Genomic DNA, 16635 nt, shown 5'->3' with positions numbered 1-16635 from the left:
ACCCTCATCCCTGCAGATCTAACCAGGCCCCCAGACCGGCGAGACTGTCATAGGCAGTCATATCGATGGTCAGGGGGGTAATCGAGACATAGCCCTGCTCGATGGCAGCAAAATCGGTGCCTTCACCGGCATCCTGCTGGCTACCGGGGGGGCCGATCCAGTAGATGGGCTGGCCACGGGGATCCTCGGTGCAGATCACCGACTCCGCCCGGTGGCGATTGCCAAGGCGGGTGGTCTTGATCCCCTTGATCTGCTCGAGGGGCAAGTCCGGCACGTTGACGTTGAGGATCTGATCGGCAGGCAGGGGGTGTTTCATCAGCCCCTTCACCAGCAGGGCCGCATAGTGGGCCGCCGTGGCGAAGTGGGTCTTGCCCACCAGCGAGATGGCGATGGAGGGGTAGCCAAGATGGCGCCCCTCGGTGGCCGCGGCGACCGTGCCCGAGTAGATGACATCATCCCCCAGGTTGGCACCGTGGTTGATGCCGGCCACCACCATGTCGGGTTCAGGACGCACCAGCTCGTTGACCGCCAGATGCACGCAGTCGGTCGGCGTGCCCTTCACCGCATAGCTCTCGCCCCCATTAAAGCCGTTTTCTGCAATGCGGGTAACCCGCAGCGGTACTTCCAGCGTCAGGGAGTGACTCGCGCCGCTGCGGTTGCGATCCGGCGCCACCACAATGACCTCGCCGCAGGCGCGCAGCGCCTCGCTGAGGGCACGAATGCCCTCGGCATGCACACCATCATCATTACTGACCAGAATTCGCATCGGTCTGATTCCTGAAACCGTGATCGGCCTCTTCGGCCTGCATTAACTCGCGCACCACGCTGGTGGCAAACGCGCCCGCCGGCAGGAAGAAGGAGAGGGTCAGCGCCTCGCCGTCCAGCTGCCAGCTCATCTGCTCCGGCTTGAGCAGCAGGGGGCGCCTGTCCTGATCCAACCCGGCTTTCTCCAGCCCGTCACACCAATCGCTGTAAGGAGCCAGCACGCCCTGTTCGAACTCGGCAGCGGCGCCCTGACTGGCCAGGCGGCCACGGCCCCACTGGGGGGCGGTGAGCTGCACGTCGCCGGAGGCAAGACGCGCTTCCAGCTCGGGGGTCACGCTCTCTTCGCTGAAGATGGAGTGGCTGCCCTTGAGCATCACGCAATCACCGGCCAGCAGCTGATGGGCCAGCCCCTGTTCGATACGGGCGCTGACGATGGCGTTGAACAGCATGCTGCGGGCGGCAGAGAGGTAGAGGGAGCGCTTGTTGCGATCCTTGATCCGCTTGCCGGCAAACATCGCCTTGGCCGCTTCCAGGTTGTTGCCATCGCGGCCAAAACGCTGCTCACCATAGTAATTGGGTACGCCCTGAGTGGCGATGGCCTGCAGGCGCGCCTCCAGCCCGTCGGCCTGTTCCAGACCGGTGAGACGCAGGGTGAAGTGGTTGCCCTTGAGGTAGCCAACCCGCAATTTGCGGTTGTGACGCCTGGCTTGCAGGATCTGGATGCTGTCGCTCTCGATAACCGACAAGTCCGGTTCGGCCTTGCCTGGCAGGTGAATACCAAACCACTGCTCGGTCACCGCGTGACGATCTTTCAGGCCCGCCCAGGTCACCGCATTGCGGTTGACCCCGGCCGCATCGGCCAGCAGACCCGCCACCCAGGCGGTGTTCTCGCCGGTTTTGCGCACCCGGACAAAGATGTGCTCCCCTTCACCGCAAGGCTCAAACCCGAGATCTTCATTGACCACGAAGTCGGCGGCCTCGGCCTTGAGGATACCGCGGGCGGTGGGCGCCCCGTGCAGATAGGCAAGTTGTTCCAGCATTATTGTTTCACCAGTAGGACGACGGCTTCGGTGGCGATCCCTTCCTTGCGCCCCGTAAACCCAAGCTGTTCGGTGGTGGTCGCCTTGACGTTCACCCGGTTCAAATCACATTGCAGATCGGCGGCCAGCACGGCGCACATGGCGTCGATATGGGGGGCCATTTTGGGGGCCTGGGCGATGATGGTCACATCCAGGTTGCCGATGGCATAACCCGCCTTCTGTACCCGGGCAAAGACATCCCGCAGCAGGATGCGACTGTCGATCCCCTTGAACTCGGCAGCGGTATCGGGGAAGTGGCGACCGATGTCACCGGCACCGATGGCCCCCAGCAGGGCATCGCTCACCGCGTGCAGCACCACATCGCCGTCAGAGTGGGCAACCAGCCCCTGCTCGTAGGGAACCGGCACGCCACCCAGCATGCAGGGGCCAACACCACCAAATTTATGAACATCAAAACCATGACCAATGCGCATCATCAGCGGCAACCTCCCAACATGCTGAAACCAACCCCATCAATTTTGTGTACGTCCACACCATGTCCAATCCGGATCATGCTAACTCCTTGTTCGGGCCTGTTTGTTCGAGACACTCTGCTCTGAACGGTCTGTTCTGACTGAGGGGCTTATGCCTGCTGGCTTAAAAACAGCCCCGCCAGCGACAAATCTTCCGGCCGGGTCACTTTGATATTGTCGGCGCGCCCCTCCACCATCCGCACCGTAAATCCGGCCCGCTCCATGGCGGAGGCCTCGTCGGTGATGGTGGCGCCCAGCAGCAGCCCCTCCTCCAGCGCCCGTTTCAGGGCACGGGTCGGGAACATCTGCGGCGTCAGGGCATGCCAGAGCTGCTCGCGCTCGACGGTAGCGATGATATTGCCCTCCCCATCGGAGCGCTTCATGGTATCGCGCACCCGACTGCCGAGAATGGCGCCGCCACAGCCCATGGCCGCGACAATCAGCGCATCGAGATCGCCGTGAGTCAGGCAGGGACGGGCCGCATCGTGCACCAGCACCCACTCCCCTTGCGCCACATGGAGACCATTGAGGACGGAAAAGGCGCGCTCGGCGCCTCCCTCTACCCGCACAATGCGCGGGTCGGCCGCCACGGGCAGGGCCTCGAACCAGTGGTCATGGGGCGCCAGCGCCACGATCACTTGGGCGATGGCCGGGTGGGAGAGCAGCCGCTCCAGGGTATGTTCGAGAATGGTTTTACCCGCCAGTTGCAGGTACTGCTTGGGGCAATCGGCCCCCATCCGGCTGCCGATACCGGCGGCAGGGACGATCGCCGTCAGGCCGGATACCCGGCTGGCATCAGTCATCGTAGGGCTCATCGTCCGGCGCTGTCTCTTTGTCTTTCTCTTTGGGGATGATCCGGTAGAAGGTCTCCCCCTGCTTGATGTAACCCAGATCGTTGCGCGACAACTCCTCGATGGCCTCGAGGCCAGAGGTGAGATCATCTATCTCGCGGTAAATGAGGTCGTTACGATCCTTGAGAGTCTGGTTGTCCCGCTGTTGCTGCGAGATGGCCTCCGACAGGTTCTGATAATCGGATAGCCCGTTCTTCCCCAGCCAGAGGTCATATTGCAGTCCCCCCAGCAGGAGGATCAGGATCAGGGTGAATAGCCGCATGCACTAGGTCTCCTTCAGGCGGCCTAGTGTCCCATATTCGGTGCCAAGACAAAAGAAAGCGAGCACCCGGGAGCCACCGGCCGAACATAAAAAAGTGCCCAAGAGTGAATCAGATAGCACAAAGCCCCGCCAAACCGGTGCAAGGATGGCCAACCTGGGCGCTCCTTGTCCGGGGGCAGGGCTCTCAATCAGAAAGCGGTAAGGGGGATCAGTTCACCACGACCGGCTCTCCCGCGCTTTCGGCCGGAGTGTTGTACTCCTCCTCGGCATCGCGGAAACGCTCCAGCATCGCTTTTGAGGGCGCTTCACCCAGCAGGCTGCCCACCACAATAGCCAGCAGTGCGAACAGGAAGCCCGGGATGATCTCATACAGCCCCAGCCAGCCGAACTGCTTCCAGACGATGACGGTGATGGATCCGACCAGCATGCCCGCCAGCGCGCCGTTGCGGGTCATTCGCGGCCACAGCACGGAGAGCAGCACAACGGGGCCGAAGGCGGCACCGAAACCGGCCCAGGCGTAGCTCACCAGCCCCAGCACCCGGTTTTCCGGATTCATGGCAACGGCGATGGCAATCACCGCGATCAGCAGCACCATCAGGCGACCCACCCACACCAGCTCACGCTGGGAGGCGTTCTTGCGCAGGAAGGGTTTGTAGAGATCCTCGGTAATGGCGCTGGAGCAGACCAGTAATTGACAACTTAGAGTGCTCATCACCGCCGCCAGAATGGCGGAGAGCAGCACACCGGCGATCCAGGGGTTGAACAGGATCTTGGAGAGCTCGATAAAGACCCGCTCCGGGTTGCCGGTCACTCCAGCCGCCACTTCCGGGAAGCGGGCGAAGTAGGCCAGCCCGAAGAAGCCGATGGCCACCGCACCAGCGAGGCAGAACACCATCCAGGTCATGCTGATACGGCGGGCATTGGCCATGGAGTGGTGGGAATCCGCCGCCATGAAACGGGCCAGAATGTGGGGCTGGCCGAAGTAGCCAAGACCCCAGGCCATCAACGAGATGATGGCGATCACATCCAGATTCTTGAACATGTCGAGGTTGGTGGCGCTCTTGGCGGCCACCTCGATCATGGCGCTGTCTATCCCGCCAACGGCGATGATGACGAAGACCGGGGTCAGGAGCAGGGCGAAGATCATCAGGGTCGCCTGCACCGTGTCGGTCCAGCTCACCGCGAGGAAGCCGCCGAAGAAGGTGTAGGTGATGGTGGCAGCGGCACCGACCCAGAGGGCGGTGTTGTAATCCATGCCGAAGGTGCTCTCGAACAGGCGGGCACCGGCTACCACGCCGGAGGCGCAATAGATGGTGAAGAACAGCAGGATCACCAGCGCAGAGAGGATGCGCAGCACCTTGCTGTGATCTTCAAAGCGATAGGTGAAGTAGTCCGGCAGGGTCAGGGCGTTGCGGTTCTTCTCGGTATGTACCCGCAGGCGACCCGCTACCCAGCGCCAGTTGAGGTAGGCGCCGATCACCAGACCGATGGCGATCCAGCTCTCGGAGATGCCGCTGACGAAGACGGCGCCGGGCAGGCCCATCAGCAGCCAGCCGCTCATGTCGGAGGCGCCGGCAGAGAGAGCGGTCACCCAGCTCCCCATTCGGCGGCCGCCCAGAATGTAGTCATCAAAGTTGCGGGTGGCGCGATAGGCGACGAAGCCGATCAACACCATTCCGAGGATATACACCAGGAAGGTGATTAACATGGGTGTGCTAGCTGTCATGCAAAACTCCGTTTTGTGTCATTTTCTGCCCGCTCTGGTGACGGGCTCATCCCTAAAAAACCGGCCTAGCTTAATCAGCCGTTCGCGCCAGCTCAACCACTTTTAACAAATACAAAACACAATAAAAACCTTTGCGCATCAAATCATCTGCCGCATCAAGAGGATGGCGCCAGATTTCCTGCCGTGGCCGTGACGGTCATCTCGCCGCGCCAGCCGCTACTGAGCGTTATGTTTTCACATTTTGTTACTATCCATTTTTTTACAAGCCAGCGCCCCGCTCCTACACTCGCCGCCCTGTCTCATTACACCAGTCAGAGGTCGGCACCATGTCATCTCATCTGTCACACCTGCGAACCCTCGCCCGCCGCCTTCACCCGGTGGAGGAGTCGGGTCATCTCATCCGACGGGCCAAGTATGTGGGGCGTCTCTGGCTCAATCCCGGCGCCCGCGCCCTCTATCGCCAGCAGCAGGAGCAACCGCTGCTGGCGCAGGCGATCAGCCGCTTTCCCGATATTCTGGAAAAGCCGATCCACCCCTATCGCCACAAGGGGCTCCGCAAGCGCCTGCGAGCCGGGCTTATCAGCGGCCACTACCAGCAGCTGGCACGTCAGCTGCCCAAGGCGCAACAACTGGCAATCTACAGCGGGCGCGGCCTGCTGCTGGCCCAGTGGCAGAGCGACAAGCTGACGGCACCGCTGACCCTGCAACTGGATTACCAAACCCACATGGGCAAAGAGGGGGAGATGAGCCTGACCCTCAAGCTGGGTGACGCGGCCCTCTATTACATGGCCCTCAATCTGCGCCCCGCACCGAACCCGACCCTCGAGATCTGCTCGCTGCAGGGCGGCAAGGGCCAGAGCGAGGAGATCAAGCAGGTCACCAAGGCGTGCTGCGGGCTGCGCCCCATGTCGCTGCTGGTCTATATGGCTGCCGAGCTGGCCCGGGGGCTGGCGTGCAAGCGCCTGCTCGGGATCCGCACCCAAAGCCACGTCTATCAGAACAGCAAGCGCACCGCCGGTCGGGTCAAGTTCGACCTCGACGGCTTGTGGCTGGAGCATCAGGGCTGCGTGCAGGATGAACTCTGGATGAGCCTGCCGCTGGAGGTGCCTCGCAAGACGCTGGAGGAGATCCCCTCCCGCAAGCGGGCCAGCTACAAGGCGCGTTATCAGCTGCTCGATCAGCTCGGCAGCGAGCTGCAGACAAATCTGCTGCGAAGCTGAGTCAACCTAGCAGAAACAAAAAGGGCGAACAGCATGCTGTTCGCCCTTTGTCGTGACGGGGATTTGCCGTTAGCGGTTGATCGCCATCGGCATGCCGTTGCGCTGCTCCAGTGCCTGCTTCACCAGTTGGGAGTCGCTGTCGGCATGGGCAATGAAGCGGGTCACCGCCGGGGTCATCGGCAGCGGTGCCGGCAGCTTGGAGTTGAACTCCTCTTCGCTGCGCGACAGCGGCTGATGCACTTCCAGATAGCGGACACCGTTGGGCTCGAGAGAGGCCTTGATCGGCTGGTTGACGAACTGGACGCGGGTACCGACCGGTACCTGCTTGAACAGGTAGGCGATGTCGTCGTTGCGCAGACGCACGCAACCGTGGCTCACCCGCAGGCCGATGCCGAAGTTGGCGTTGGTGCCGTGGATGGCGTACATCTTGCCGATGTAGAGGGCAAACAGACCCATGGGGTTGTCCGGGCCAGCCGGCCATACCGCAGGCAGGCTCTCGCCACGGGCGGCATATTCGGCATGCATCTTGGCGGTCGGGGTCCAGGTCGGGCCCGCTTTCTTGCGCTGCACGCTGGTCACCCAGTTTTCCGGAGTATCGGTGCCGAGCTGGCCGATGCCAATGGGCAGCACTTCCACCACTTTTTTACCCTTGGGGTAGTAGTAGAGGCGCATCTCGGCCACGTTCAGCACGATCCCTTCACGGGGTGCATCCGGCAGGATCAGTTGCTGGGGGATCACCAGCTTCTCGCCGGTCTGTACCAGCAGGGGATCCGCATCGGGGTTGGCTTCGGTCATGTTGGTGAGCCCCAGCTGGAATTTGGCCGCAATGGCCTCCAGCGGCTGGCCGTTCTCTTCGGCCGGAACCACGTATTCCAGATTTTCCCCTACCAGACGGCTGTTGGCCGCAGGCAGAGCATATTCAACAGCGAAAACCGGCGCAGCGGTCAGCAGCAGGCTGTAGCAGAGTGTTGCCACACTATTGCGAAGGAGCTTCATAACTTTCCCATGATGATGACTTGAAGTGACGTCTCTGGGCTGGCAGCTGATCAAGAGGGGATCAGGGGCGCGAAGAGAAGGCCGTCATTTTTCTCCTCTGCACGGCAAATTTCAACTGACAAGTGGCGACGGGTCGATGATTAATATGCGGTTTTTTCCGCATCCTCGACCCGCCCCATTTCCCTGTCTATCCCCGTTGCCAGGCACGCATGTCGTAACCTGTGGGAGATTGATGCAACCGCAGATGAAATTGCTCAATGATGGCGAAGATATGGTCGAAAATATCGGCCTGGATCCCTTCGTAATCGGCCCATGCGGTGGTCGCGGTAAAGCAGTAAATTTCCAGCGGCAAACCGTCTGACGTGGGTGCCAGCTGGCGCACCATCAGGGTCATGTCCTTGCGAATGCCGGGGTGGGCACGCAGGTAGGCATCCAGATAGGCGCGCAGGGTGCCGAGGTTGGTGAGGTGACGGCCGTTGATGGGGCAGCTCAGGGCATCGCTCAGCTGCTGGTTGTAAGCGCTCAGCTCCTGCTCCTTGCGGCTCAGATAGGGAGCCAGCAGTTGCGCTTGCTTGAGCTGCAACTGCTCCTCGGCCGTCAGAAAACGCACACTGGTCATGTCGATATTGACGCTACGCTTGATGCGGCGGCCGCCCGACTCGGTCATCCCCTGCCAGTTCTTGAAAGAATCGGAGATCAGGGCATAGGTGGGAATGGTGGTGATGGTCTTGTCCCAGTTCGACACCTTGACCGTGGTGAGGCCGATGTCGGTCACCTCACCATCGGCGCCGTACTTGTCCATCTGCAGCCAGTCACCGACGCTCAGCATCCGGTTGGCGGAGAGCTGGATCCCCGCCACCAGCCCGAGGATAGGGTCCTTGAACACCAGCATCAGCACTGCGGTCATGGCACCCAGACCGCTGAACAGGAACAGCGGCGACTTGCCGAGCAGCAGGGCGATCATCAGGATGCCCACCAGAATGCTGCCTACCAGTTTGGCCCCCTGGAAGATGCCGCGCAGGGGCAAATCCCGACCAAGGCGGGTGTAACGGCTCACCGACAACAGACAGTCGAGCAGGGCGAAGAAGGCCAGCAGCAGGAACAGCAAAATCCAGAGCTGGGCCACCATTTCGATAAGCTTGAGGCTATCCGATTGACGAGGCAGCCAGATCTCCGCCTGACCGAGCAGCACGGCCCCCTGCAGCACGAAGGCGAGCCGGTTGAAGAGGCGCTGTTGCAGCTGGGGCGGCAGCCATACCTGCTTGGCCTTGCCGAGGATCCCCACCAGCCGGACCAGCAGCACCCGGTGCAGCGCCATGTGCAGCAGCAACGAGGTGATGACGATAAAGCCCAGCGCGATCACCAGCGCCATCAGGCTGGTCACTTCCACCCCAAGGCCCGACAACCAGTTAAAAAACGCCTCTTTCATTGCTCTCTCCCGAACCGGGCAGCCCGCTGGCTGCAAAAACAGTGGTGGTCAGGGTACCGCTCCCCTCCCCCATGTCAAATCGGTGAACGCCAGAAATGACAACGCCCGGCACAGGCCGGGCGTTGTTTCAGAGCGAGGCTGACTTAGCAGACCAGGCTCAGGGCATCGCGAGCGATGACCAACTCTTCGTTGGTCGGGATCACCATGGCGCAACGGCTGTCGGCGGTAGTGATGCGGCCTTCGCCACCCAGTACCGCAGCGTTGTTGGCCTCTTTGTCCACCTTGAAGCCGAACAGGGCCAGACGGTTCAGCACCATCTCGCGCACCATGGCGGCGTTCTCACCGATACCGCCGGTGAAGACCACGGCGTCCAGACGACCGTCCATCGCAGCGGCATAGGCGCCGACATACTTGGCCACACGGTAAGTGAAGACATCCAGCGCGCGCTTGGCACCGGCGTCGGTGGCGTAGTTGGTGGTGACGTAGCGGCAGTCGCTGCTCGCTTCGGTCATCCCCAGCAGACCGGACTCACGGGTCAGGGTGTGGTTGATCTGCTCCACGCTGTAACCGAGCTGGTCGTGCATGAAGAAGACCACGGCCGGATCGATATCACCGGAGCGGGTACCCATCGCCAGACCTTCCAGCGGAGTCAGCCCCATGGAGGTGTCAACGGATTCGCCGTTCTTGATGGCGCAGACAGAGGCACCGTTACCCAGGTGGCAGTTGATGATGTTCAGTTCATTCAACGGCTTGCCCAGCTCTTTTGCGGCTTCTTCCGCAATGTAGCGGTGAGAAGTACCGTGGGCACCGTAACGACGGATGCCGTGTTCGCGGTAGAGCTTGTGCGGCAGCGCATAGAGGTAAGCCTCTTGCGGCAGAGTCTGGTGGAAGGCGGTGTCGAACACGGCCACGTTCTTCTCGGACAGCTGCGGGAACACTTTCAGCGCGGCGCGAATACCGATGAGGTGGGCCGGGTTGTGCAGCGGGGCGAACGGAATGGCGGCTTCGATACCGGCGATCACGCCGTCATCGATACGCACGGAGCGGGAGAACTGCTCGCCACCGTGTACGATTCGGTGACCGATAGCCACCAGTTGCTCGGCAAGAGTCGGATCCTGCGGCAGGATGTGACCCACGATATGGTCGAGGGCCTCCTGGTGAGCGGCACCCGCTCCCAGCATGGCTTCGCCCTTGACCCCGTGGAGTTTCCATTTGATACGTGCATCATCCAGATTGAAGCATTCGGCCAGGCCGGACAGCATGTCCTCACCTGTTTCGGCGTCCATTACGGCAAATTTCAGGGAAGAGCTACCGCAGTTAAGGATCAATACCAACTTGCTCATTTTCTACATCTTCCTGTGCTTCGGCTTTATGCCGACAGTGTCGTGTCATCCAAAAGAGGATGGGATTCCCCTGCCGGGGGCTTATGGTCGCAGGAGGGTGCGTCCAATTTTTCAATTCTTGCTCTTGAAAGAGTCATCGCAACCTGTGGTGCGTATCACTGGTTTCAATTCTTGCTCTTGAAAGAGTGATCGCAACTTGTTGTGCGTATCACTGGTTTCAATGCTTGCGAGCCTCAACGCATCAGCTGCGCAGGGCTCGCCTCAATGGGAGTGCTCAGGCGATAGCCAGCAGATCCTTGTGTACCTTGACCACCAGCTTCTTCACCTTGGCGGGCTGGTTGAAGGTACAGAGCGGGCGGTGCAGCTCGCCCGGCCAGAAGATGGCGAAATCGCCCGGTTGCAGCGCCAGATAAGTGGTCTGCTCGTCATCGACAAACCAGAGGTCAGGATGGGGATGGTCGGCGCCGTCGCTCACGTAGTCGTGGGGGCCCACACCTATCCACTCTTCACCGCGCAGCAGCAACTGGATATCGAGATACTGCTGATGGAATTCGCCACGGCGATCCACAGCTGGCTCGGTCAGATCCTCGCTCACCAGACAGAACAGGTTGAGACCATCGATCTCGGTCTTGCCGAGCGGAGCGTCACCCCAGTGAGCCACGCTCTTCACCACCTCGGCCATGATGCGGGCCAACGGGGCGGGCAGCGGCGTCCGCTGCAGGGTGTTCAGGCTACCGGTGATCATGGCGTCTGCTTCCTGTTAGGTATATCTGGGCGGCATCTTTGCCAGCCAATGAAAAAGGACCTGTGACAGGTCCTTCAATAATGCCGTCTGCAATCCGTGCAAACCGGTTTAGAGCTTTTGCTCATGTTCAGCTATATGGGCACTGTTACACACTCGTCAGCACCTTGCCAAGAGACATAATCCCATTTTCATAGTGATCGTACCAGCTGAAACCATATTATTCACCACCCTTTCCCCCTCGACTTTGACCAGACGCAAAAACGGGCGCATCAGCGCCCGTTTTTTTCGCAAAACCGTTTAACAACCGGTTTCATTCAAGCCTTTTTGGCGTTTTCCACCGGTTTGGCGTACATGGCTCGCCAGATCGCCTTGTGCTCTTCCGGCACCTCTGACTGACGGGTCAGGAAGGCCGCCTGTTCGATGGTATTGGCCTTGCCGGAAACATCTGCCGCCAGATAGTTGCTGGGGAAGAGGTGGTAGCTGCTCCAGATCGCCTTGTCGATCAGCGCGGCCAGTTCGTCCGGATCGCTGAATCCCTCGGTGATCGGCGCACCGAAGGAGACGTGTACCCGCCCCTTCATGCCGACGATACCGGCGACGATACTCTCGATATCCTCGAACTCGCCCTTCTCGTAGCTGCCGTTGACCGACTTCTCGTAGAGCTCGCGCGCCTTCGCCTTGTCGGTAGGGTCCAGCTCGTAGCTGATGCTGACCGGCACGATATTGAGGCTGCGCATGTAGTCGACGAAGTCGATCTTCTGCTTCTTGCCGTCGACGTAGAACATCTTGAGGATGGCGGGATCTGTCTTGTCATCGCCATTCTTGGCGCGCCCTTCCTTCTGGGCGATCCAGATGGAGTGACCTTCGTGGACCGAGTTGCCAATATAGGCCGACAGCTCGCCGAGCGCCTTCATCATCTCCCGCGGCCCCTTGGCGGAGCGTTTGACGATAAAGCTCTTGTTGAGCTTCATCAGCTCGGTGGCGCAGGGTTTGCGCAGCAGGTTGTCACCGATGGCGATGCGCACGGTATCAAAACCGTGGGTGTGCAGCCCCCAGTTAACAAACGCCGGATCCATAGCGATGTCTCTGTGGTTGGAGACAAACAGATAGCCCTGCTCTTTCTTCAGATGCTCGATCCCGGAGAAGGTCACCCCCTTGGTGGATGTAGCGATCATGCGGGACATGTACCGGGTGACCCCCATCTGGACCTGATGCACAGTGGTCACTTTTGACCATTTGCGGCGCAGGAACAGGCGGATCATCGGGCGAATGGCCCAACCCAGCCAGCTCATCAGGGAACCGAAACGATACTTGGCGATGGCGCCGATAAATTCATCATCCTGGATCAGCCGTTCGATGGCTGCCGGCACTTCTTCATCGCGGTAGGGGCGAATATCCGCGAATCTATCTACTTCAGTCACAATGTCAGCCTTGCATGCTAGGAAACCGCAGCCAACCCGCGTTGGCCGGGGAAAATTCAGGGCGCAATTTTACACGCTTTTATGGCAAGGGGTATGAGACAAGCATGAATAGTGAGATCTGACCAGTTTATTAATCAGCTGCCAGTGCCAGCGCGACCGCCGCTTCGGCATGGATGGCAGTGGTGTCGTAGAGCGGCACCGCCGCCCGGGCATCCCCCACCAGCAGGGCAATCTCGGTGCAGCCGAGGATCACCGCCTCGGCACCAGCGGCCGCCAGTTCCTCGATAATGGCCAGATACTCGGCCCGCGACGATGCGCGGATCTCCCCCAGACAGAGCTCGTCATAAATGATCCTGTGTACCCGCTCCCGCCCGGCCTCATCGGGTACCAGCACCGCCAACCCGAAGCGCTCCTGCAAGCGCCCCTTGTAAAAATCCTGCTCCATGGTGAAGCGGGTGCCGAGCAGGCCGACCCGGGTTATCCCGTCCGCCCGCAATTTGGCCGCGGTGGCATCGGCAATATGGAGCAGCGGGATATCGATGGCCGCCTCAATCTCGGGGGCGACTTTGTGCATGGTGTTGGTGCCGATCAGCAAGAAATCGGCACCGCCATCCTGCAACTTGCGTGCCTCCGCCGCCAACAGGCTGGCAGTGGCGGGCCAGTCACCGGCATGCTGCAGCCGCTCGATACCGGCAAAGTCGACACTGTTGAGCAGCACCCGCGCCGAGTGCAAACCACCGAGCTGTGCGCGCACCCCGCGGTTGAGCGCCTGATAGTAACTGACGGTGGACTCCCAGCTCATGCCACCCAGCAGACCGATACATTTCATAGGAACTCCTTTCATCCCAAGGGAGGGCAGAACCACGCCACCTTGCAGGCAAGGCCACGCGGACGAGATAAAAAAGGCCCCGCAGGGCCAACAAGACAGCCGGTAAAGGCCCGGGTTAACCCTGGGCTAAATCCAGATCATCCCGACACAGGCGGCCGTCGCCAGCCCCATGCCGAGATTGAAACGCCGCCAGCCCCGGGCGGTGCGAATGATTTGCCGCACCTGGGCACCAAACAACACCCAGAACGCCCCGGTGTAGAGGCCGGTAATAAAGAAGATCACCAGCACCCAGAGCGCGGAGGGCCAGTAAGCCTCCCCCGCCAGAGTGAAACCGCTGATGGCGGAGAGCGCCATCATCCACGCCTTAGGGTTGAGCAGTTGCAGCATGGCCCCCTGATGGGCGGGAATGAGCGGCCGGTTGCCCTCGGCCGGGCCGCTGGCGGTCGCCACCTTCCACGCCAGCCAGAGCAGATACGCCGAACCGATAAGCTTGAGGCCATCGTGCAGCAGCGGCACCTTCTCGAACACCACGCCAAGCCCCAGCGCGGTGGCGAGGATCATCAGATTGATCCCCCCCACCACCCCCACCAGCAGGGGAATCGTGCGGCGAAAACCCTGCGCCGCCCCGGCGCTGGTGAGCAACATATTGTTGGGCCCCGGCGTGCCGCAGGTAACCAGGGCAAACCCCGCCAGGGGCAGTAACCAGTTCAGATCCATCTCAACCTCTTGTCGATGCAACGCCCCCGTTATGGGGAAAGCCTTCTAATATGCAGAGCCAACCCCGTGGCGACAAGTCAGAAATGCCTCTTTCTCGACCACCTCCCCCTCCAGCGCAACACGGCTCAATACCAGAGCATCACCACGCAGAGCGCCGTCAGCAGACCGAGGGAGCCGTTGAGCCGCCGCCAGCCCCGATCCGAGCTGATCCAGTTGCTCAGCTGATGGCCGAACAGTACCCAGACAAAGCAGACCGGCAGGGCCACCAGCACAAACATGACCATCACCGCCAGCTGACTCGACCAGTAACTGGCGCCGGGCAGGCTGAACAGACTGATGGCGGAGATCCCCATCATCCACGCCTTGGGGTTGAGGAACTGAAAGCCCAGCCCCTCCAGCATGGTTAGCGGACGGGCCCTCCGGGCCGGATCCCCCGGCGCCCCGGCCACCGCGATACGCCACGCCAGCCAGAGCAGATAGAGGCTGCCGAAGATCTGCAAACCGAGGCGCAACAAGGGCCAGCGCTCGAACAGCGGATAAAGCCCCAGCGCCAGCACCAGTTGCAGCACCGGCTGCCCCAATCCGACCCCAAGCAGATGTGGCAGGGTGCGACGCACCCCGAAGTTGGCACCGGAGGCCGTCAGCATCAGGTTGTTGGGCCCCGGCGTACCGCAGGTGAGTACGGCAAAACCGAACAGGGTGACATACCACTCCATCGTCATATTGTGACTCCTTGCTCGCCACATTGTATCGATACAATGCGTGCTATTTGGTTGTTATCAGGTTGAAATTCACGCTATATTGACAACAATTTTTGATCAATGGATTTATTGTCACCATGACAATCTGGACACCCGACCTTGCGGCCTTCGATGGCCCCCTCTACCTCAAGCTGGTCAAAGCGATCGAACAGGGGATCGTGAATGGCGAGCTGCCACCGCAGACCCGATTGCCCACCCACAGATCCCTGGCGGATCGTCTGGGTGTCACCGTCGGCACCGTCACCCGCGCCTACAGCGAGGCGGAGCGGCGCGGCCTGCTGGCCGCCCGGGTGGGCCACGGCACCTGGGTCAAGGGAGCGAACACGGATCCCGCCAATGAGTGGGTGATCCGCCAGGAGGAGGGGCACCGCATCGAGCTGTGGCAGAACCTGCCGGTACAGCTGGATCGGGCGGCCATCATTCGCCCCATGCTGGGGGAAGTGGCGGACGGGGATCTCAACGCCCTGCTCGGCTACGACAAGGAGGCGGGACGACCGGATCAGCGCCAGCAGTTCGTCAACTGGCTGGCGGAGCAAGGAGTGGCCTGCAGTGAGGATCGCCTGCTGTTCAGCCACGGCGCCCAGCACGGCATCATGCTGGCGCTGCTGGCGACCGGCTGCGTGGGGGAGACCATCCTGTGCGAGGGGCTGAGCTACCCCGGCATGCTGGGTAACGCTCGCCAGCTGAAGAATCAGGTGGTGGGACTGGCGATGGACGAGGAGGGGCTGCTGCCCGAGGCACTGGACGCCGCCTGCCGTACCCGCCGGGCCAAGCTGCTCTACCTCACCCCGACCCTGCAAAACCCCACCACCGCCATCATGAGTCTGGCGCGGCGGGAGGCCATCGTCGCCATCGCCCGTCGCCACGATCTGCTGATCATCGAGGATGACGTCAACGGCCTGCTGCCCCAGCAACCGGTGATCCCTCTGGTCAATCTGGCGCCGGAGCGGGTCATCTATCTGGGTAGTCTGGCCAAGATCGCCTGCGGTGGCCTGCGGGTGGGCTTCGTGCTGACCCCCCCCGCTCTGCGCAGCGCCTTCGCCCAGACCATGCGGCTGTCGAGCTGGATGGTGAGCCCGCTGCTGATCGAGCTCGCCTGCAAAATGGTCAGTCAGCGCCAGATCATGCCGCTGGTCGAGCAGCAGCGGGAGATCCTCAAACGCCGTGGTGAACTGCTGCGCCACCTGCTGCCCGCCGCCCGCTGGCAGCCGGGCAGCATGCACGCCTGGCTGCCGCTGCCGGAGCCCTGGCGCAGCCAGCAGTTTGCTGCCGCTGCCGACGCCCTTGACGTTGGGGTGGCGAGCGGGGAACACTTCGCCGCCGGTCAGTTTGCCGCTCCGCAGGGGGTGCGCCTGAGCCTGAGCCAACCCGCCACCGACGCCCGGGTCGGCGAAGGGCTGGCCCGTCTGGCCCAACTGCTGCAGGGGACGCCCCCCAGCAATCCCCTGCTATAGTCAGGGCCAGCCGACCTGACCTTCACGCTTCATCGTCATTGCCAAGGAGATGCCGTGCCCCCCATCAGAGCCGCCCTGCTGCTTGCTACCCTGTTGTTGGGTGGCTGCGCCTCGTCAACGACCCACCAGCAGCTGGGGGCCGCGCTCAATGGACTGGAAGGGGAGTTGCAACGACTGGAAGAGGAGCTGGCGGCGATGAATGGCCTGCACTATCAAAAGGCGATCGATGCACCGCTCAGTTTGCGCCGTGCACTCGGGGCGCCGCAGCCCACCCCAGAGGGGCTGGTGCCGGTGACCAGCACGCTGGAAGATGGGCCACTCCTGCGCTATCAATACCGACTGCCAGCGGGGATGGCGAGCCTGCCCCAGGACAACCTCTGCCAGCGCTACGAGTTCGAGCTGCGCCATCTGGGCCGCCTCGGCAAGCTGGAATTAAGCTGGCTGGGGGAACAGGGCACGGGGTCGCGGCTGATCCGCCAGAGCGACTGCCCCTTCGGGACGCAGATCCGCCCTCAGCAATAACAGGTTGCCGCCCTGAGATGTGGCATAACCGATTGAAATAAC

At 61.6% G+C, this 16635-nt stretch carries 17 protein-coding genes; 3 read left to right on the top strand and 14 right to left on the bottom strand.

Translation table 11 applies throughout. The features are described from left to right. Window positions 1-4: 4 nt before the first annotated feature. The 6 genes from surE to putP all read right to left on the bottom strand — a co-directional run bounded on the left by surE (window position 5) and on the right by putP (window position 5156). On the bottom strand, window positions 5-766 hold the full coding sequence (gene surE, locus ACB040_RS10170) for a 5'/3'-nucleotidase SurE (RefSeq protein ID WP_005362779.1): 762 nt from the start codon (window positions 764-766) through the stop codon (window positions 5-7). Continuing rightward, window positions 747-1805, bottom strand: coding sequence for a tRNA pseudouridine(13) synthase TruD (truD, locus tag ACB040_RS10165; protein ID WP_005354508.1), 1059 nt, complete (start codon window positions 1803-1805; stop codon window positions 747-749). Before truD ends, surE begins: the two co-directional genes overlap by 20 nt. Beyond that, window positions 1805-2281: a 2-C-methyl-D-erythritol 2,4-cyclodiphosphate synthase gene (gene ispF / locus ACB040_RS10160; protein WP_005335518.1), complete on the bottom strand. Its 477-nt coding sequence runs from the start codon at window positions 2279-2281 to the stop codon at window positions 1805-1807. Before ispF ends, truD begins: the two co-directional genes overlap by 1 nt. Window positions 2282-2427: 146 nt before the next feature. Beyond that, complete coding sequence (ispD, locus tag ACB040_RS10155; protein ID WP_371154632.1) at window positions 2428-3120, bottom strand: 2-C-methyl-D-erythritol 4-phosphate cytidylyltransferase; 693 nt, start codon at window positions 3118-3120, stop codon at window positions 2428-2430. Continuing rightward, window positions 3113-3430: a cell division protein FtsB gene (gene ftsB, locus ACB040_RS10150; protein WP_005335520.1), complete on the bottom strand. Its 318-nt coding sequence runs from the start codon at window positions 3428-3430 to the stop codon at window positions 3113-3115. The genes ispD and ftsB overlap by 8 nt, the downstream gene beginning before the upstream one ends. Before the next feature lie 208 nt (window positions 3431-3638). Continuing rightward, window positions 3639-5156, bottom strand: a complete 1518-nt coding sequence (putP, locus tag ACB040_RS10145; RefSeq protein WP_338772458.1) for a sodium/proline symporter PutP — start codon at window positions 5154-5156, stop codon at window positions 3639-3641. A 326-nt stretch (window positions 5157-5482) separates the two neighbouring features. On the opposite strand from putP, the gene ACB040_RS10140 reads away from it, so the two are divergent. Further along, window positions 5483-6376 (top strand): VirK/YbjX family protein, encoded by an 894-nt coding sequence (locus tag ACB040_RS10140; protein WP_371154629.1) that lies wholly within the window; start codon window positions 5483-5485, stop codon window positions 6374-6376. Between the two features lie 69 nt (window positions 6377-6445). Here the strand turns inward: ACB040_RS10140 and ACB040_RS10135 are convergent, their stop codons facing one another. The 8 genes from ACB040_RS10135 to ACB040_RS10100 form a co-directional block, all read right to left on the bottom strand. Further along, window positions 6446-7372: a L,D-transpeptidase family protein gene (locus ACB040_RS10135; RefSeq protein ID WP_005354531.1), complete on the bottom strand. Its 927-nt coding sequence runs from the start codon at window positions 7370-7372 to the stop codon at window positions 6446-6448. Window positions 7373-7559: 187 nt separating this feature from the next. Then, a complete protein-coding gene (locus ACB040_RS10130; protein ID WP_005335524.1) occupies window positions 7560-8801 on the bottom strand; it encodes a mechanosensitive ion channel family protein in 1242 nt (413 codons plus the stop codon). A gap of 143 nt (window positions 8802-8944) precedes the next feature. Continuing rightward, window positions 8945-10144 carry an acetate kinase gene (locus tag ACB040_RS10125; protein ID WP_005354534.1) on the bottom strand — a complete coding sequence of 400 codons (1200 nt, stop codon included), beginning with the start codon at window positions 10142-10144 and terminating at the stop codon, window positions 8945-8947. A 274-nt stretch (window positions 10145-10418) separates the two neighbouring features. Further along, complete coding sequence (locus ACB040_RS10120) at window positions 10419-10889, bottom strand: YhcH/YjgK/YiaL family protein (RefSeq protein WP_201934056.1); 471 nt, start codon at window positions 10887-10889, stop codon at window positions 10419-10421. Between the two features lie 314 nt (window positions 10890-11203). Next, entirely contained in the window at window positions 11204-12310 is a 1107-nt protein-coding gene (locus ACB040_RS10115; protein WP_005362790.1) for a 1-acyl-sn-glycerol-3-phosphate acyltransferase, read from the bottom strand. A 130-nt stretch (window positions 12311-12440) separates the two neighbouring features. Further along, window positions 12441-13139, bottom strand: coding sequence for an aspartate/glutamate racemase family protein (locus tag ACB040_RS10110; RefSeq protein WP_371154624.1), 699 nt, complete (start codon window positions 13137-13139; stop codon window positions 12441-12443). Between the two features lie 126 nt (window positions 13140-13265). Beyond that, window positions 13266-13856 (bottom strand): LysE family translocator, encoded by a 591-nt coding sequence (locus ACB040_RS10105; protein WP_005335534.1) that lies wholly within the window; start codon window positions 13854-13856, stop codon window positions 13266-13268. Window positions 13857-13981: 125 nt separating this feature from the next. Then, on the bottom strand, window positions 13982-14578 hold the full coding sequence (locus tag ACB040_RS10100) for a LysE family translocator (RefSeq protein ID WP_005335536.1): 597 nt from the start codon (window positions 14576-14578) through the stop codon (window positions 13982-13984). A 116-nt stretch (window positions 14579-14694) separates the two neighbouring features. Between ACB040_RS10100 and ACB040_RS10095 the strand changes: the two genes are divergently transcribed. Together ACB040_RS10095 and ACB040_RS10090 are read left to right on the top strand one after the other, a co-directional pair. Further along, on the top strand, window positions 14695-16071 hold the full coding sequence (locus ACB040_RS10095) for a PLP-dependent aminotransferase family protein (RefSeq protein ID WP_139739831.1): 1377 nt from the start codon (window positions 14695-14697) through the stop codon (window positions 16069-16071). A gap of 54 nt (window positions 16072-16125) precedes the next feature. Continuing rightward, window positions 16126-16593 (top strand): hypothetical protein, encoded by a 468-nt coding sequence (locus ACB040_RS10090; RefSeq protein WP_167574128.1) that lies wholly within the window; start codon window positions 16126-16128, stop codon window positions 16591-16593. The last annotated feature ends 42 nt before the right edge of the window (window positions 16594-16635 follow it).

Source organism: Aeromonas sp. S11(2024) (assembly GCF_041402345.1).
Lineage (GTDB): Bacteria > Pseudomonadota > Gammaproteobacteria > Enterobacterales > Aeromonadaceae > Aeromonas > Aeromonas veronii.
This window is presented reverse-complemented; position numbering and strand designations above follow the sequence as displayed.